A 19,098-nucleotide genomic window follows, 5' to 3' on the forward strand; every position below is an offset into this window, starting at 1 on the left:
ATGGGATCCTAGCTGCATGGGATCAAAGTAATGAAGAACCTGAGCCGTATCAAGCCGGTACATGGGGACCCGTATCTTCAATTGCGTTGTTAGCACGTGAAGACAGAGCTTGGTATGAAAGTCGCACAGGAAAAAAATAATGGCATTAATGAAATCATTGTTCGCTACAACAAAACAGCTAAATAGATCGTTTGCAAATAACATCGCAAGATTATTGAGAACAGGAATTGAAGAAAATGGTCGTGCAAGCTTAGTCGTTTCAGGCGGCCGCACTCCGGCAGATCTTTTTGAAGCTCTGTCTAAAGCTAATCTAGAATGGGATAAAGTGGATATTAGCCTAGCGGATGAACGCTGGGTAGATAATTCAAATGATGCGTCTAACGAAAAGATGTTAAGAGCCAAGTTATTGGTAAATAACGCAGCTAATGCCAACTTTTTTCCATTAAAAACACAACACGCCAACGCAGAAGATGCTGTGCAAGAATGTACTGCAAACTTGCAGAATATGCACAGTCCTTTTGACGTGGTTATTTTGGGCATGGGTGAAGACGGACATACGGCGTCTTTATTTCCATGTTCAGAACAAATTTCGGCAGGCTTAGAATTAGAATCGGGTAACGCTTATATCGCGGTACAACCTACAACCGCTCCTAATCAAAGAATGTCATTAACCTTGCCTGCATTATTGAATAGCAAGCAGATCTATCTACATCTTACTGGTGAAAATAAAAAGCAGGTATTAGAAACTGTATTATCAGATGAAGATGAGATGGCTATGCCAATTCGAGCTGTGATTAAACATGCTGAAGTTAAATTAATGTGGGCGCCTTAAATAACATGTAGGAAAAACTTTGAATACTCAAATACAAGACGTTACTCAGCGAATTATTGAGCGCAGCCAGCACACACGTAAAGCTTATTTAAATAAAATAGAAGCTGCACGTAAACAAGGGCCACATCGAGGTGTGTTATCGTGTGGTAATTTAGCTCATGGGTTTGCTGCGTGTAGTGGTGAAGAAAAAGCTGATTTAACTAGCCTGACTAAGGCAAATATAGCCATAGTCTCTTCATACAATGATATGTTGTCTGCGCATCAGCCCTATGATGAGTATCCAGCCAAACTTAAAAAAATTATCAATGATGTGGGCAGTATTGCTCAATACGCAGGTGGTGTACCAGCCATGTGTGACGGTGTAACCCAAGGTACACCTGGTATGGATTTAAGTTTGATGAGTCGTGACGTGATTGCCATGTCTGCGGCAGTTGGTTTGTCTCATAATATGTTTGATGGGTCTTTAATGTTGGGTATTTGCGACAAGATTGTGCCTGGTTTATTAATGGGGGCATTAAGTTTTGGTCATTTACCTACTATTTTTGTTCCTGCGGGCCCAATGCCATCAGGGATCCCAAACAAAGAAAAAGCTCGTGTACGTCAATTATACGCAGAAGGTAAAGTAGGTCGTGCTGAACTATTAGATGCAGAGTCTAAGTCATACCACTCTGCCGGAACTTGTACTTTTTATGGTACAGCTAATAGTAATCAGTTGGTGGTAGAAACCATGGGGCTTCACCTGCCTGGTTCGTCATTTGTTAACCCTGGTACGCCGTTACGCGACGCATTAACGGATGCAGCGGGCAAACAAATTACACGTATCACCGATTTAGGTACTGATTATCGTCCAATCGGACATATTGTTGACGCTAAATCTATTGTTAATGGTTTGGTTGCTTTGTTGGCCACAGGTGGTTCTACCAATCACACTATGCATTTGGTTGCTGTAGCTAAAGCTGCTGGTTATATTATTAACTGGGATGATTTTGCCGATATTTCAAGTGCGGTACCTTTATTAACACGTATCTACCCTAATGGTTCGGCTGATATTAATCACTTTACTGCAGCTGGCGGTATGGCTTTGTTGTTCAAAGAATTACTTGATGGTGGTTTATTACATAACGATGTATTGACCATTTGTGGCCAAGGGTTAGATCAATACACTAAAGAACCAGTATTAGAAAATGGCGAGTTAGTTTGGCGAGATGGTCCAACTGAATCATTTGATAAAGACGTCGTAGCAAGTGTTAAAGCGCCGTTTAAAGAAGATGGTGGATTATCTGTTCTTGCTGGTAACTTAGGTCGAGCGGTAATGAAAACATCAGCATTAAAGACGCCTCATTGCCAAATCAAAGCACCGGCAGTGGTATTTGAAGATCAGTTTGAATTGCATGCAGCGTTTAAAGCAGGCGAATTAGACAAAGATTGTATTGTTGTTGTACGTTTCCAAGGGCCTTCTGCAGTAGGTATGCCTGAGTTACATAGCTTGACGCCTCCTTTGGCTGTATTACAAGATCGTGGTTTTAAAGTGGCTTTAGTCACAGATGGTCGAATGTCAGGAGCGTCGGGTAAGGTACCGGCAGCAATACATCTTACGCCTGAAGCAAACAAAGGCGGTGTTTTAGCTAAAATCCAAACGGGTGATTTAGTTGAGTTAAATACTAAGACGGGCGTTATGGATGTTCTAGTCAGTGAAGATGATTTAGCCCAGCGTGAAGCTAAGGTAGTTGATGTGACGTCACATCAAATCGGAATGGGCCGCGAAATGTTTGCTGGCTTACGTACAACACTTACAGGTGCCGAAGAAGGCGCGTGTTCACTATTTTTTGGTCAGGATTAACTATATGTCAGCTCAATTTGTCGCAGATGTAGGCGGTACAAATATACGTTTGGCTCAAATTGACAATGGTCAATTGTGTCATATCAAAAAGTATTTATGTGCTGATTACCAAACAATAGCGGAAGTAATTAAAGTCTATTTTGCTGAATTTCCAGAAGTGAAATTTACTGCTGGTTGTTTAGGGGTTGCATGTCCGGTGACAAGTGATGCTATCACTATGACCAATAATAGTTGGAAGTTTTCTATTGTTGAGCTTCAAGCTGACTTAGAGCTGACGTGGTTAGGCGTAATAAACGATTTCACCGCAGTAGCTTATGCTGTTACAGTGCTTGATAATAATCAGAAAGTTCAGATCGGTCCAGGCAAAGCCGTTGATGGTGAGAATATTGCTGTTTTTGGTCCAGGAACAGGTCTAGGGGTTAAACACTTAACCCCTTCAACCAACGGTTGGTTGGCGTTAGATGGCGAAGGCGGCCACGTGGATTTTGCTGCTGTTGATGATATTGACGTGGCAATCTTAAAATTTTTAACCAATAAATTCGGCCACGCTTCTGCAGAAGAGGTAATGTCAGGTCGAGGAATTGTACATATATATCAAGCTATTGCTGAATATAAAGGTGTTACTGCGCCTTTGGATGAAGCGGCTGATATTACAGAATCGGCGCTAAATAGTAGTTGTGACTTGTGCGTAGCTACTTTAGCCCAGTTCAGTAGAGTTTTGGGTAGCTTTGCTGGAAACCTAGCCCTTAATTTAGGGACACGTGGTGGCGTGTATATTGGTGGTGGCATTGCCCCCCGTTTCACCGACTTTATTAGCGAAAGTGATTTTAGAGCCAGGTTTGAAGCAAAAGGTCGTTTTAAAGACTATGTAGCAGATATCCCAACTTATATTATCACAGAGCCCGACCATGGCTTAATCGGTGCCATGGCTTATTTAAATCAAAATTGTAAAGGGTAAACTCAATGTCAAAGAATTGGAAAATGACGTCGGAAGAAGTATTTAGTGCAGGCCCTGTAGTTCCTGTATTGGTTATTAAAGATGTTGCTCATGCTGTTCCTTTAGCTAAAGCGTTAATTGCAGGTGGTATTAAAGTATTAGAAGTAACTCTAAGAACAGATGCAGCATTAGAAGTAATCAAGAAGATTGCTGATGAAGTACCAGAAGCCATAATTGGTGCCGGTACGGTTACAAATAGAGAGCAGTTGCAGCAGGTAATTGATGCTGGTGCTAAGTTTGCAATTAGTCCAGGTTTAACCACTGACTTATTAAAAGCAGGTAATGACGGAAGTATCGCTCTAATACCTGGTGTATCTTCTATATCAGAATTGATGACCGCAAAAGATCTAGGTTATACACACCTTAAATTTTTCCCGGCTGAAGCTTCAGGTGGTGTTAAAGCATTAAAAGCGATCGGTGGTCCATGCCCTGAAATTACTTTCTGCCCAACAGGTGGCATTAGTCCAAGTAACTATAATGACTATTTAGCATTGCCAAACGTTAAATGTGCAGGTGGTTCATGGTTAGCACCAGAAGACGCAATGGTAAATGGAGATTGGGATAAGATTACTCAATTAGCCAAAGAAGCAGTTGCTGGCGTTAAATAAGCCTCACTAAGCTTTAAAAGTATTCAAGTCAAAGCCGCTATTTAGCGGCTTTTTTATTACGCCCAGATTACTTATCAATACAAATTGGTATGACTTATTTTTAAGTTTACTTGTCACATTAATTTGTTTCGTTTCGCACTTACTCAAAATAATTGATATAAATTAAATACAACATTGTTAATTTATATTTAAACTATGTTATTCTTCTGTGAAAATATTATCCGGAAAGAAAGTTGATCGTGAAATTTCATATAAAGTTAGTACTTGGTTGTATAACAATTTTTAGCCTGTTAAATGCGGCACATGCCCGTGATATCTATGTTTCTAAAGCTGGTGATAACAGTGGGGATGGTAGTTTGGCCAACCCTTACCAAACTTTAGATAAAGCAGCGGAGCAGGCTATAGCTGGAGATACTGTTTATATACGTGAAGGCGTGTATGAAGAGGTGTTATCACCAGTTAATTCTGGGGTTGAAGGTAGTCCGATAACTTTTCAGTCATATGAAAATGAAAAAGTCATCATTAGTGCAATGCAGGCGTTAAACGGTTGGGAGTTAGACGCAGGCAATATATATGTAGTGGATGTTGATTGGGATTTAGGCCAACAAAACTTTGTAATGCAAAACGATATTGCTATGGATTTGGCTCGTTGGCCTGATAATACAGATGGCGACCCATTCACACAGAACTCCTTAAGAAATACAGGTGGTAGCGCTAGCGAAATCGCTAACGACGCATTTTTAGACTATGCAGACGGAATTCCTGAAGGAGATTGGTCTAAAGGCGGCTCTATCTATTTTTATGGAGATAAACCAGGTTCAGGTTGGACAACATGGCGTGCCTTTATCACCAGCAATACAGATACTAGAGTGACCTTTGAATTAGATAAAAGTCCAGCTTGGATTAGGACTTTTCATGCGCCTGCTGATAAAGGAGATTTCTTTTTACAAGGAATAAAAGAAGCATTGGATTACCAAAATGAATGGTTCTTTGACCCAGATACTAACAAGTTGTATGTGCAGTTACCTGAAGGGGTTATGCCTTCTGAAAACCAAGTGAGTATGCGTAAACGCACAAAAACTATAGATTTAGCTGCACGAAGCTATATTCATATTAAAAACCTAGCGGTGTTCGGCGGCTCTATTGAAATAACAGGTGGGGCATCGCATAACCATATTTATGGTGTGACTAGTTTATATGGAAATTACACCTTAGGTGTTGTGTCTGGATTTGCTTCCGGTAACCAGAGTGTCAATATTCGCAGTGATTGGAATCAATTTAATACTAGAGATAATATTATTGAAAAAAGTGAGATTGGTTTTGGGTCGGGTACTGGAATTTATGACTCTGGTGAAAATACTCAAATTTTAGATTCGTATATTCACGATTTTAATTACCTAGGCAATTATGACGCTATCATTAATGCCCGAGGTGGTAACAATACCAAAGTACTTAATAATACTATTTCTCGCGGTGGTCGTGATGCTATTCAAGGTTTTAACGATAACGCTGAATATGCTTACAACGATATTTCTCGTAGTAATTTAATCGCAGATGACTGTGGATTATTTTATACAGTGGGCGGCCCTAGTAATACTGAAATTCATCATAACTGGTTGCATGATGCCTATTCAAGTGGTGACAAGAAAAAGGCCGCTGGCATATACCTTGACAATGACGCTGAAGGATTCACTGTTCATCACAATGTTATCTGGAATACTGAATGGAGTAGCATTCAAATCAATTGGAACGGCAAAGACTTAGATATTTATAACAATACTATGCTTAATTCCAGTGGTGTAATGGGGGCTTGGCATTTAGAAGGCACAGCTTTTTCTAATGTAAATGTTTGGAATAATATTGCTGATAATTCAGATTGGGAGCCTCAATCCGACAAACAAAATAATATCGAAGTTAGTCCAACTGCTGGACCTTTTGTTGACGCTGAAAACGCAGACTTTAGGTTGAGAGCAGGCACCGACCCTGTAAACGCTGGCCGAGTAATTGATGATATTACTACTGATGTGACAGACGGTAGTCCTGATGCAGGGGCTTACGAAGTCGGCGGAGACAATGCTGATTGGGTTGCAGGAATTACCTGGGAGAGAAAGCTAGGTCCTACAGGTTTAGGTTGTTATGGTTTGCCTGGCGAAGATTGTCAACAACCAAGTGATAGCGAACCTAGTGTTGATTTTAATCAAGATCAAACTGTGGATGAAGGTGAGACAGCAACCGTAACTGTGACCTTAAGCGAACTCGCTCAAACCTATCCTGTAACTATTCCTTACACTGTGTCTGGCACTGCTACTGATGCAGATCATGACGCCGTAAATGGTGAGATTATTATCAACAGCGGTACTGAAGGAGAAGTGTTAATTGATGTTAAAACCGATACGGTGACCAGTGAAAGTGAAACTATCATATTAACCTTGGGCTTACCGATTAACGCTATTGCTGGCGACCAAGATACACACACAATAACAATTACCGACAAAACACCAGCACCAACTCCACCACCAGTTGTTACACCGCCAGTGACACCTCCTAGTTCTGACAGTGGTTCAGGGGGAGGAAGTTTATGGCTGTTGTTAGGACTTGTGTCAGGGTTGATTTACTATAGAAGAAAATCAATCTAGTCGAGCATTAATGAAAGGTTCAAAAATCATACTAAGCGCTGGAATTATCGCTTTGTTAATTCCACGTTTATTAATTGCCATTGAACCTTTACCTGCTGTTCCTTATCCTGCGGAAAATCCACCCTCCGAAGCCAAACGTATACTCGGTAAAATATTATTTTGGGATGAACAGCTCTCTACTGATAACTCCATTGCTTGTGGTTCGTGCCATCTTCCCAGTGCAAATGGTGCGGATAAACGAATAGGATTAGAGCCTGGGTTTGATAAAAAGTTGAACACCCCAGATGATATTTTGGGAAGTTTGGGGGTAGTCGCAAGGAATAAACTCGGTGAGCCAGTCAAACATACTGTGTTTAAACACAACCCTCAAGTAACCAACCGGTCTGCACAATCCTTTTTCTCAGGTTTATGGGCAGAGCATAATTTTTGGGATGGCAGAGCAGGGCCTGAATTCATTGATCCAAGATCTAATCAAATAGCTATTTTTTCTGGTGGCGCATTGGAAAATCAGGCACTTGGTCCTCTAATGAGCTCTACAGAAATGGCCAAAAAGGGCCAGACTTCTAAAGAAGTCATAGCTAAATTAAGCCAAGCAAAACCATTAGCTTTAGCGAGTAATTTACCAAAAGATATAGATTTAGCCTTAGCCAATGAACCTAGCTATACAGAACTCTTTGCAAAGGCTTTTGGTGATAATCAAATTAGTCTTAAACGCATTGCTTTTGCAATTGCCACTTATGAGAGAAGTTTAGTCGCTGATAAAACTCCATGGGATATAGCAAATTCAGGCCAACATAAATTACCTTATCTTGAAAACTTGGGGTGGGAGTTTTTCCAACAAAGCGGCTGTGAACAATGTCACAAACCTCCGCTTTTTACTGATAACAAGTTTTACAATATAGGTATTCAAGGCGGCAATACTGATGCTGGGCGTAAACAAATTAGTTTACAACAAATCGATTTAGGGGCGATGAAAGTCCCAAGTTTGCGAAATACAGGACTAAAAATAACCTACATGCATACTGGCCAGTTTACTACTCTGGAACAAGTGATTGATGCTTATGCTGACGTACCATTTGAAGATATGGCAACCAAAATGCCTAATGGTGATGATTACAATTTTCAATTTACTGAATACCAACGTAAAGCACTAGTAGCATTCTTAAAAAACTCTTTAACCGATAAACGTGTTAAAGAAGCATCATTTCCTTTCGACCGTCCAAAATTACGCAGTGAAATAAAAGAGTTTTTACAACCAATTGGGGTTAAAAACTTAAAGGTTTCGGTTAATGCTGATAATTTGGTAGAAATTTCTTGGGAAGACTTTACCCAGCAACATACTGGTTTTGACTTAGAAATTGTGCGAAATGACGGTCGTCACTATTGGGCCACACAATCCCCTTTTCAGGATATTAATACCGAAACAGGTCAAAGTTACCAGTATCAAGTATTTACACGTAATGCTCAGCTACAGAGATCCACATCTACAACTTTACATGTCACTGTGGCTCACAATTTTAGCTGGCTCGCTTTAATAATAATTTTACTAGCCAGCATAATCTTAGTCATGATTAAGAGACGTAACTAAATTAATTCAAGAACTTGGGTAGCAAACTTAATTCCATCCCAACCTGATACCATAAAGTTACGAATGTTGCCGTGATCTGTACCTTCTGGGTTTTGTAACACGTCTTCACGATAATAAGCACCAAATAAACTTAAGGTTTCGGCTTGGGTGAGTTTATTTAATTGAGCAAAGTAAAATATTTTGCAAGAGCCTTCATTGGTGCCTGCATCACTTGTTAAATCGCCATTAGAAAAGCTCGAAGGCGTATATTGATAATGTTGTGAAATGACATCCATTACTTTTGAAAACTCTATTGAGTCTGGGGCAGTTCGGATTTGTTCAATAAGCTGCTTAACTGACATTTATATTCCTGAGTAAGTTTTAATTCGTTGGGCAATTGGTAGTTGAATCTAAAGTAAGGGTAAAGGCCTTGATTGTGCTTTTTCTAACTTAGTGTGATTGTATTTTTCGACCTAAGTCATTATGTTTTATCGCTTGGTAAGTGTAACAGATGCTAGGTATATTTATAAAAATACCTAGCATGTTTTGCAGAGTTATTGAGTAGAAATAGTTCTTCCAGCCTTAATGTTTGTGAAGCTTTGGTGTTCGCCATTTGGCCAGGTTATCTGCACTTTCTCAGCATTATGACAACTGCCTAAGCCAAAATGAATTCGGTTCTTTAACATATGGTGAAAACCATCACCACTCGAACCCACTACTTTGGTTTGTTGTTTGCCACAGGCTTTAAGTATTACTCGCGCTCCAACAGGCTGAGCATGAGAATTTTTAGAAGGCTCTACAACTACGGTTAAGTGATTGCCAATGTTGCTGCCTTTTAATTGATTCTCAGCGAAATACCAGCGGCCTCTTTCGTTACCAAAGATGATATCTAAGCGTCCATCGTGATCGTAGTCAAACGTCGTAACACCAACACCTGTTGCGCCTATATTCTCCGAGGTTAACCCGGAGTCAATATGTTTACTGAATCCTCTTCCTTTATTATTTATAAGCACATAATGCTCCACAGGGAGAGCCATGTTTCCGTAAGGAGAGATAGCTAAATCAACAAATCCGTCATTGTTAAAATCACCAGCCGCCGCGCTTGTGGTTTGCTCAGGTATAGCAATTTTCATTGCTTCAGTCACATCTACAAATATTCCATTACGATTTTCTAATAACCGAGCTGGCAACAGTTCCCGCTTTATTTCTTTTGGTATAGATGTAACATTCGTTATGACTCCGCTGAGTCGTGATTTTACGTAACCTCCTATCCGCCATTTACCATCGCCTAAGTAACCAATGTGCATGCCTTGAAGTTTTTTTCCTTCGGGCCAACCTTGGGCTTGTTCTGGTTTAATCGTTAGTGTGCCACCAGTGTAGTGCTCTTTTTTTTCAGTTTCGATGACTGTGCGCTTTTCACCAAGCTGAATGTTGTAAGTTGCCCAAGTTTCCTGAATATTTTCGATAATCAGGTTGTCACCCTCAATGCTGATGTTATCGAACATAAACTTATTGTTAAAAGCGAAAAATGCTAAGTTTTTATTGATGGGATCGTAGTAGGCTTCTTCTTCAAATTGATACTTACTACGATTTAAAAACAAGTCAAAATCACCATCATTGTCATAGTCAATTTCGGTGATATTGTTTACATAACTTACCTTTGCGAGTTTGCCCAAGACTTTGGCTGTGGCGTCTTGATAACTGCCATCTCCGTTACCAAGGGATAGTGTCATATCTTTTCCACCAAAAGTAATTACATCGGTTACCCCATCGTTATTAATGTCAGTGGTTAATGCTTTTACAGACAAAGCATCTTTGGGGATTGTTAATGTAGTAGGGGAAGAAAATTCATTTTCACTATTTAGGTATAGTTGATTGGTTGTCAGTGACTTTACCAACTTCGGGGCATAACCAGTCACAAAAAGATCGAGTTTTGCATCATTGTTGGCGTCAAAAAATTTAATCGCTCGTCCTCTGCTAGGTAAAAAGTGATCAAAAGTACCAAGCTTTTCAATTACCCTGTTTTTACTAACTGAAAAGTATGCTGGCCGTCTAGGATTACCTCCATTTCCGCCTCCTTGAGCCACCACTATATTGATCTTGCCGTCACCGTTAAAATCAGAAACGCCCAGTCCATGAGTGTCTCCTTTAATCAAAACCACTGGTTCTGAAAAAGTACCGCCCTCATTCCAGTAAATTAAAGCGTTCGCGCCATGTTGGGTGGTGATAACGTCCTCCCAACCGTTTTGGTCCACGTCGGCTATGACTGCAGACCCCCACTTGCGTCTAAGGTTATTATCAAATGGGATAACACCTTGAGTCTTACTAAAAAGGGAGGCGGCAGTAGTTTCACTATGTTTTGTACTAGAACAGCCCCCCAATACTGAGGCGCATGCGATACTCATAAGCCAAGCGGTTAAATTTGTTTTAATGGACATTTTTTCAACGTTCTTTAATGTATTAACTATATAAAGGTAGTATGTTTTATTTTATGCAGTAAGTCACCAGATACTTTTAATGTTGCGTAATAACGCCTGAATTCTAAATCATCTGTTGTTTTATAGATGTGAATTATGTCGAAGAAAAGCTTATTGAATTGACACTCATTGAGTGGGAAATCAAACGCTTTATATGTTGGAATACTTGTCTTAGCTAAGTGTTTGGGTAAAGCGTAACCTCATATCTACTGAAATGGTTGATAATGCTGAAACACTTTAAATTGGGTTTTTAACGACTAATCTAATTAACTTTTATAGACGCTTTTATTATTTTAATTTCTTCTTTGGTTTTTCCTCTTGGAGAACCAAATTGTTCGATGTCTGTTAATACATCTGATCCTTCAATGACTTTACCGAATATGGTGTGTTTTCCATCTAACCAAGGTGTTGCTGTGAACGTCAAAAAGAACTGACTACCATCAGTATTTGGACCTGAATTCGCCATACTTAACAAACCGCCCTCGGTATGTCGCACATCATCGCTAAATTCACCAGCGTATTTGTATCCAGGATTACCCCGACCAGTGCCAGTAGGATCGCCACCTTGGGCCATAAAGCCTGGGATGATACGATGAAAAATAATGTCATCGTAGAAACCTAAATTGGTTAAAAATAGCGTGCTAGAAACATGCATAGGGGCAACCTTTGGCATTAGCTCTATGGTTATGTCACCTTTATTTGTGGTTAATTTCCATAGATATTGTTTGTCTTCGCTAAAGGTTAATTCTGGAGGTTGAGGTAAGGATGTTTTCCAGCTGTCTTCGGTCTTCTTTATTTTTTGTTCTTGTATAAATTGATTGACTTGTTTTACTGCTTGGTCAGTAAATAAGTCACAACTTGTTATCAATGTCGCCAGTAACACTGCAATAACAGCGTTCAGAGTAATGTGTTTACGCATGATTTTTGACTTCGCTTGGTTGTAGGTTTTAATGGTTAATCTAAAGAGGTGATGAATCATCACCTGTGTTTATGTCACCTATTTTTAGATTACAAATGTAAAACAAATACTTTAGAGTTACGTTGGAAGTTATAGAGTTGTTTTTTCTTTGAAGGTAAGTCATCTAAACTAGCCTCGACAAACCCTTGCTCTAAAAACCAATGTGCAGTCACTGTGGTTAAAACAAAAATAGACTTTAAACCTTGCTGGGTTGCCTGTTTCTTAATTGCTTGGAATAACCTTTCTCCTCGAGCACCACCACGATAATCGTTATGTGTGGCCACGCAAGCAAGTTCACCCATGCCATCTTCTACATATGGATATAATGCACCACAAGCTATAGTCATACCGTCACGCTCAATGAGTGTGAATTGTTCAATTTCGTTTTCTAAGTATTCTCTAGAGCGTTTTACTAATATACCTTTATCTTCTAAAGGTTTAATTAGTTCTAATACTCCGCCAACGTCTTCTATTTGTGCCGCGCGTAACTGTTCGTATGAGCTTTGTGATATCAAAGATCCTGCACCATCACGGGTAAATAGCTCCTGTAATAAAGCTCCATCTTGACGATAACTAACACAATGGCAACGGCTTATGTTTGACTCTAAGCTTGATATCACAGACTGTAATAGTTGCTTTTGTTCCTTATAAAAAGGTCTTTGGAGCATGCCATACAGCTCATTTAATTCTAAATTTCTGAGTAAGCTGCCTTTTTCATTCACAATGCCATCTTCATGAGTGAAGGCTATGAGCTTGTCTGCTTTTAGTGCTATGGCTGTTTTCGTTGCTACCTCTGTAAAGGGTAAGTTGAAAACCTCACCTGTGGCTGAGTAACCCATAGGCGATAACAGTACAATTGAGCCATCGTTTAGATGGTCATTAATGCCATCTACATCCACTCGGCGCACAATGCCTGTGTTTTCAAAATCGACACCTTGTTGAACACCAGCGGGCATGGCAACGACTAAGTTTCCAGAACAAACCCGAATTTGGGCACCGTGCATGGGAGAGTTAGGTAAACCCATAGTCAGTAGTGCTTCGACTTGAGCGCGAACCGAACCGGCTGCGTCTTTTACACATTCTAAGGTTTGTTTATCAGTGATACGAATATCTTGGTGGAAACGAGCAGACAAGTTTCTAAGGGCAACTCGTTGATCAATTTGTGGTCGTGCTCCATGCACTAAAACCAAACGCACACCTAAGCTAGCTAACAGGGCTATATCGTGAATAATATTTGCAAAGTTAGCTTCTTCAATGGCTTCGCCACCAAACATTAACACAAAGGTTTTTCCCCTATGCGCATTAATATAAGGCGCTGAGTTGCGAATAATCTTTACGCTGTCGATATGTGAAACGACCACAGTATTTCCTTAACTGTTGTTATTTATTGATAGTTGCTAATTCAGCGTCAAGTGCTGCACTTACCGGTGCGATACCTGTTCCGCCAATTATGTTGCGCTTATCAACCAGATACTCTAACTGCAATATTTGGTATACATCGTCTTCAATTAAGTCTGAATATTTTTTCAACTCAGCTAATTCAAGATCTTCAATCGCCACTTTTTTCTCCAGAGCAGCCAGTACAACTTGACCTGAGATATCGTGAGCAGTCCTAAAAGGAATGCCTTTATCTACTAAATAGTCGGCTAACTCCGTGGCATTTGCGTAACCTTCACGTGCTGCTTTTGCACAACGCTCAGCATCTAATTGAATACTGTCGATGACTTCAACAGCAATGCATAAACAAATGTGCCAGTTGGTCACCGCATCCAGAACACCTTCTTTGTCTTCTTGCATATCTTTGTTGTATGCCAAAGGAAGACCTTTCATGGTGACTAACATGCCTTGTAAGCTGCCAAATACTCGACCACATTTACCGCGAATAAGTTCTAGTGCATCTGGATTTTTCTTTTGTGGCATTAAAGATGAACCTGACGTCACTTGGTCGCCCAAAGTAATAAAGCCAGCTTCTCCTGAGTTGAAGAAAATTAAATCTTCAGCCATACGTGACATGTGCATCATGCTAGTACTAGCAGCGAATAAAATTTCCAACACAAAGTCACGGTCAGAGACTGCATCTAGGCTGTTTAAACATGGGCTATCAAAACCTAAATCATCAGCAATTTCTTGGCGATCAATAGCGTAAGTATTACCGGCTAGTGCACCACTGCCCAGTGGACATTTATTTAAACGGACTTTTAAGTCTTGTAAGCGACTAATGTCACGTTTAAACATTTCTACATAAGCTAAACACCAATGTGGGTAACGCACAGGTTGAGCACGTTGCAGGTGTGTGTAACCCGGTAAAATAACCATTTTGTTAGTATTGCCACTATTCACTAATGACGCTTTAACGTTTTCTAAGTCAGTGATCAATAAGTCAACGTGATCGCGACACCACAAACGGAAGTCTGTGGCCACTTGGTCATTTCGGCTACGGCCTGTATGTAATTTACGGCCAATGTCACCTAACTGTTCAATTAGCGTGGCTTCTACAAAACTATGAATATCTTCTTCTTCGCTGGCATCAAAGTCTAGTTCGCCAGCTTCAGCTTTTACTAAAAGTGCTTTTAGTGCGCTTTCTAATTGCTGTTGTTCATCTTGTGTCAACACGCCTGCTTTAAAAATCGCTTTAGACCAAGCTATGGAGCCTCGAATATCTTGGCTTGCCAACGCACGGTCAAAGGGTAAAGAATCGTTTACCCGTCTGAACATGGCACTACTGCCATCTTGAAATCGTCCGCCCCATAAACTCATTATTCTATTCCTGTATTTTTAAATGCGATGCCTTGTTTGTTCATTGCGTCGATACGACTTGATAAGCTGAACAAACGAATGAAACCTTCTGCATGGCTTTGGTCGTAAACGTCATCAGCACCAAAGGTTGCAAAATCTTCAGAGTACAAACTGTTAGGTGAGCTGCGCTGCACAACAGTGGCTTGACCTTTGTAAAGTTTAACCACGATTTCGCCCGTCACTTTTTGTGCAAAGCTTGCTGCGCCAGCAAGTAAAGCATCGTTAAGAGCAGTGAACCAACGACCGTCATACATTACGTGTGAGTATTCTAGGCCTAGTTGTTCACGGTATTTAAGTGACGACTTGTCTAGTACTAAACATTCTAGGGCTTTGTAAGCTTTCATCATCACAGTGCCGCCTGGAGTTTCGTAACAACCACGAGACTTCATGCCAACTAAACGGTTTTCAACGATATCAATACGGCCAACACCATGGGCAGCTGCAATTTCGTTAAGTTTCATCAATACGCCGTAAGGAGTGAGTTCTTCACCATTTACTTTGGTTAATTTGCCTTCTTCAAAAGAAACTTGAACACGCTCTGCTTCGTTTGGTGCATCTTCTGGATCAACTGTTAAGGTCCAAATTCCTTTAGTAGGCTCACACCAAGGATCTTCTAACTCGCCACCTTCATGAGAAATATGCCAAGCGTTAGCGTCACGGCTGTAAATTTTAGTTAGGGACGCTGAACATGGAATGTTGCGCTCAGCTAAGTAATCTAATAAGTCTTCACGAGATACCATTTCCCACTCACGCCAAGGAGCGATAACGGCTAAGTCAGGAGCAAGGGCTGCAAACGTGCCTTCAAAACGCACTTGGTCATTACCTTTACCAGTACAACCGTGACATAAAGCGTCAGCGCCAACTTTACGGGCAATTTCTACTTGGGCTTTAGCAATAATTGGGCGAGCCATAGACGTACCCAATAAATATTCACCTTCGTATACCGCACCTGTAGTAATGGTTGGATAAATATAGTCAGAAACAAACTCTTCTTTTAAGTCAACGATGTAACATTCGCTAGCACCCGTTGCTAAAGCTTTTTCACGTAAACCGATTAACTCTTCGTCGCCCTGACCTACATCAGCAGCAAAGGCAACAACTTCACAGTTATAGTTTTCGATTAACCAAGGGATGATTGCTGACGTGTCTAGTCCGCCAGAGTATGCAAGTACTACTTTTTTAAATGTTTTTTGAGCCTGAATAGCCATGTTGTTTCCTACCTCTAATGTCTCTTAATAAAGCGCCATGTTAATAGGCGTTTTATTACTTGTTTGTTCTGTATATTTTGCCACGGAAACCGCGGCATTTTTGTTAATTCTTTGGTTTGAAATTGCTAGCTAGCAATTGTACCAAAATAGCATTCTGTCCGTGCATACGATTTTCAGCTTGTTGCATTAATAACGATGCGTCGCTGTCTATCAAACTGCCACTAATTTCTAAATCTCTATGAGCTGGCTGACAATGTAATACATATTCAGCGCCGGTTTTTTCCATTAACGCTTCGTCAATTTCGAATCCTGCAAAGGTGTCCTTGATATCAGCTAAAGGCGTATCATCGCCCATAGACAACCATGTGTCTGTGTATAACACTTGAGAGCCAACGGCATCTTGCACATCATTACTGATAGTTAATTTTCCACCAAATTCTTGTGCACGAGCTTGGCTTAGTTTAACTATTTCAGGGTCGACTTCATGGCCTTTTGGTGTTACCACGACAACTTCACAACCTAAAGCAACACCGACTAACATTAATGAGTGTGTGACGTTGTTGCCATCACCAATGTAAGCCACCTTAACCTGACTTAAATCATCGTAATGTTCACTAATAGTTAAATAATCAGCGACCGCTTGGCATGGGTGGTACATATCACATAAAGCATTAATCACAGGTACTTTAGCTGACTCAGCTAATTCTTCCAATGTGCTGTGTGCAAAAACTCTAGCAACGATTGCATCAGCCCAACAGGCTAAGTTAGCGCCCATGTCTTTTACATCTTCGCGGCCAACTAATTTATTTGATTGGCTGTCTAAATAGACTAAGTGCCCACCTAGTTTATTAATACCTATGTCAAAACTAACACGGGTACGTAAAGAAGGTTTTTCAAACAAAGCAACCACAGACAAACCGTCCAATGCTGTGCGATAAGCACTAGGATTCGCTTTAATGGTTTTAGCTAAGGTCAATAAATCTTTTAATTGCTCAGCTGTCCAATCTTTAAATGACAGAAGATCTTGCTTCATGTTTAAGCCTTGTTTGTATTCAGTGTGGTTAAAGTGGGAAAGATCTTTGTGCCTACTGCTTGGTCGTTGAGTAGTCCCAATAATTTTTCAGAATCTTTCCAGCTTGCAATGGTGACATTACGTCCAAGACTATTGGCCGCAGTTAATGCAGCTTCTACTTTGACGATCATGCCATCACGTATCACATTTTGTTCAACCAATTGCTCAATTTGCTTTTGGGTTAACTCATTAATAAGTGTTTTATTTGCATCCAATACGCCTGGCACATCGGACAGTAATAATAACTCAGCATCGAGTAATTGGGCAATCACAGTTGCTGCTTGATCGGCATTTACATTTAATAATTGACCTGTTTCACTGGCACCAATTGAGCTAATAATGGGTAACATATTGGTTTGCGCTAATAGTTTTAATAAAGTTGGGTCGCCGGCTTCTACTGTGCCCACTGCTCCCAACTCTTTGCGCATAACACTCGCCTTACATATTTTCCCATCTGCAAGACTTAAACCGACTGGTGTCAGCCCCGACTTAATTGCTAGGCTCGATAGTTGTTTATTGGCAGTTCCTGCTAATGCACCTGTGATATAGGGCATGTGTTCATCTGGTGTTACACGTAAGCCGTCAATCTTTTCACTTTTTAATTGTAAGGCTTGCATCAGTTCTTCAACCATGGCGCCGCCACCATGGACCAATACTAAGTGATAGTCTTGTTGTAATTGGCTCATTGTGTTCAGTAAAGCTAACGCATGGCTGTCTGACTGCATAAAAGCGCCGCCGACCTTTATGACAAGAGTAGGGAGCACTAAGGTTGGTTTATTTTCCATCTTAATTCACCGCGCCTTTTTCCAAACCAGATGCCGTTATTCCTGTTGCGACTAGGCCTAGGTGTGATTCAAAACCAAAACGTAAGTTAGCACATTGAACTGCTTGTGAAGCCGCGCCTTTTAATAGATTATCAATAGCACTGGTCACAACTAAGTAGCCTGGCTCTGGGTCAAATTTCCAGAATAAATCACAAAATGGCGTGCTGGCTACATCGTCAATTTTTGGCCAAGTGTTTCTTAATCTAACGATAGGCGTATTAGCATAAGCTTTTTCATAAGCTTCAGAGATTTGTTCTGAGGTAACGCCTTTTTGTAGCTTCACAGTAATCGTGGCTAATATGCCTCGTTTAAAGTTTCCTAAATGTGGTGTAAAAATAACCGGAGCGCCAAGGTACTCTGAAATTTCAGGTTGGTGTCTATGCCCTAGTACGCCATAAGCAGTCAAACTCACTTCAGTAAAACTCGTTCCTAGTGCCGCTTTTCTGCCGGCGCCAGATACACCTGATACTGCATTAATAATAGGTAAGTGGTTTGAATCTAAGAAATTATTCAACTGCAAAGGTTTTAGTGCGGTTAACGATGCCGTTGGATAACAACCAGGAACTGCAACTAAATCAGCGGTTTTGATTTGTTCTTGATGCCAGTCTGCTAAACCGTATACAGCTTGACTTAATAAGTCACTTGCAGTGTGGGCAAAACCATAAAAGTCTTCAAAAACATCTTTATCTTTAATACGAAACGCACCTGATAAGTCCATGATCACAGCTTTGCCACCTGTTAAATCAGGCATCCATTGATGGCTTGCTTCATGAGGCGTGGCTAAGAATATGACATCATAGTTTTCAGCCATCAAAGCTAAATTGGATTCATCAATTGGCGTTAGGGGTAAATTAATGTGGTTAAACCATTTAGGGTGAATATCGCCTAAGGTCTTTCCTGCATCAGCACTATTAGCAGATACAAACAAGGCCGCCAGTTCAAACTCAGGATGATTCTGAATGATATTAGCTAGGTCAGCACCAGCATAACCACTGGCTCCAATAATACAGGTTTTGATCATAAGAAATTTCTCTATAAGCTTTTTTAAGCTATGTACTCAATATGGAAAAGGAATAAAAAACACTCTTTGCCGAAATATAACATTTTAGGCAAAGAGTGGGCTAGACGCGCAACGTCGACTTATCGTCGATACAAGCTGTTGGCGAAGCTAGGCAGGGAAATGTAAACTGTAAAAAGTCTCGAAACCAATATGTACATATATGTTAAATAGCCAAAATAAGTTAAATTAGGTAAGTGTTGACACTAGTAGAGTCGTTTAATGG

Annotated in this window: 15 protein-coding genes; 6 read left to right on the top strand and 9 right to left on the bottom strand. The window is 40.4% G+C overall.

Annotated features, from left to right (window positions below):
• The first annotated feature begins 139 nt into the window (after positions 1-139).
• The 6 genes from pgl (at position 140) to ACSHXM_RS12905 (ending at position 8,501) form a co-directional block, all read left to right on the top strand.
• Positions 140-832 (top strand): 6-phosphogluconolactonase, encoded by a 693-nt coding sequence (pgl, locus tag ACSHXM_RS12880; RefSeq protein WP_435689178.1) that lies wholly within the window; start codon positions 140-142, stop codon positions 830-832.
• A 19-nt stretch (positions 833-851) separates the two neighbouring features.
• Positions 852-2,672: a phosphogluconate dehydratase gene (gene edd, locus ACSHXM_RS12885; RefSeq protein WP_435689179.1), complete on the top strand. Its 1,821-nt coding sequence runs from the start codon at positions 852-854 to the stop codon at positions 2,670-2,672.
• Positions 2,673-2,676: 4 nt separating this feature from the next.
• Positions 2,677-3,630 (top strand): glucokinase, encoded by a 954-nt coding sequence (locus ACSHXM_RS12890; protein WP_435689180.1) that lies wholly within the window; start codon positions 2,677-2,679, stop codon positions 3,628-3,630.
• Between the two features lie 5 nt (positions 3,631-3,635).
• Positions 3,636-4,277, top strand: a complete 642-nt coding sequence (locus ACSHXM_RS12895; RefSeq protein ID WP_435689181.1) for a bifunctional 4-hydroxy-2-oxoglutarate aldolase/2-dehydro-3-deoxy-phosphogluconate aldolase — start codon at positions 3,636-3,638, stop codon at positions 4,275-4,277.
• 239 nt (positions 4,278-4,516) lie between these two features.
• Positions 4,517-6,913 carry a right-handed parallel beta-helix repeat-containing protein gene (locus tag ACSHXM_RS12900; protein ID WP_435689182.1) on the top strand — a complete coding sequence of 799 codons (2,397 nt, stop codon included), beginning with the start codon at positions 4,517-4,519 and terminating at the stop codon, positions 6,911-6,913.
• Positions 6,914-6,923: 10 nt separating this feature from the next.
• Positions 6,924-8,501 (top strand): cytochrome-c peroxidase, encoded by a 1,578-nt coding sequence (locus tag ACSHXM_RS12905; protein WP_435689183.1) that lies wholly within the window; start codon positions 6,924-6,926, stop codon positions 8,499-8,501.
• Here the strand turns inward: ACSHXM_RS12905 and ACSHXM_RS12910 are convergent.
• The 9 genes from ACSHXM_RS12910 to argC all read right to left on the bottom strand — a co-directional run bounded on the left by ACSHXM_RS12910 (position 8,498) and on the right by argC (position 18,836).
• Positions 8,498-8,842: a HopJ type III effector protein gene (locus ACSHXM_RS12910; RefSeq protein ID WP_435689184.1), complete on the bottom strand. Its 345-nt coding sequence runs from the start codon at positions 8,840-8,842 to the stop codon at positions 8,498-8,500. The genes ACSHXM_RS12905 and ACSHXM_RS12910 overlap by 4 nt on opposite strands.
• A 192-nt stretch (positions 8,843-9,034) precedes the next feature.
• A complete protein-coding gene (locus ACSHXM_RS12915; protein ID WP_435689185.1) occupies positions 9,035-10,918 on the bottom strand; it encodes a CRTAC1 family protein in 1,884 nt (627 codons plus the stop codon).
• 301 nt (positions 10,919-11,219) lie between these two features.
• The gene (locus tag ACSHXM_RS12920; protein ID WP_435689200.1) at positions 11,220-11,936 is read right to left on the bottom strand and encodes a peptidylprolyl isomerase; all 717 of its coding nucleotides are present in this window, start codon (positions 11,934-11,936) and stop codon (positions 11,220-11,222) included.
• A gap of 29 nt (positions 11,937-11,965) precedes the next feature.
• Positions 11,966-13,276 (bottom strand): amino-acid N-acetyltransferase, encoded by a 1,311-nt coding sequence (argA, locus tag ACSHXM_RS12925; RefSeq protein ID WP_435689186.1) that lies wholly within the window; start codon positions 13,274-13,276, stop codon positions 11,966-11,968.
• Positions 13,277-13,295: 19 nt separating this feature from the next.
• Entirely contained in the window at positions 13,296-14,672 is a 1,377-nt protein-coding gene (argH, locus tag ACSHXM_RS12930; RefSeq protein ID WP_435689187.1) for an argininosuccinate lyase, read from the bottom strand.
• Positions 14,672-15,919: an argininosuccinate synthase gene (locus ACSHXM_RS12935; protein ID WP_435689188.1), complete on the bottom strand. Its 1,248-nt coding sequence runs from the start codon at positions 15,917-15,919 to the stop codon at positions 14,672-14,674. Before ACSHXM_RS12935 ends, argH begins: the two co-directional genes overlap by 1 nt.
• Positions 15,920-16,022: 103 nt before the next feature.
• Positions 16,023-16,952, bottom strand: coding sequence for an ornithine carbamoyltransferase (locus tag ACSHXM_RS12940; protein ID WP_435689189.1), 930 nt, complete (start codon positions 16,950-16,952; stop codon positions 16,023-16,025).
• Positions 16,953-16,954: 2 nt separating this feature from the next.
• Positions 16,955-17,776: an acetylglutamate kinase gene (gene argB, locus ACSHXM_RS12945; protein WP_435689190.1), complete on the bottom strand. Its 822-nt coding sequence runs from the start codon at positions 17,774-17,776 to the stop codon at positions 16,955-16,957.
• A 1-nt stretch (position 17,777) separates the two neighbouring features.
• The gene (argC, locus tag ACSHXM_RS12950) at positions 17,778-18,836 is read right to left on the bottom strand and encodes an N-acetyl-gamma-glutamyl-phosphate reductase (RefSeq protein WP_435689191.1); all 1,059 of its coding nucleotides are present in this window, start codon (positions 18,834-18,836) and stop codon (positions 17,778-17,780) included.
• Between the last annotated feature and the right edge of the window lie 262 nt (positions 18,837-19,098).

Source organism: Paraglaciecola sp., from assembly GCF_051252315.1.
Classification (GTDB): Bacteria; Pseudomonadota; Gammaproteobacteria; order Enterobacterales; family Alteromonadaceae; genus Paraglaciecola.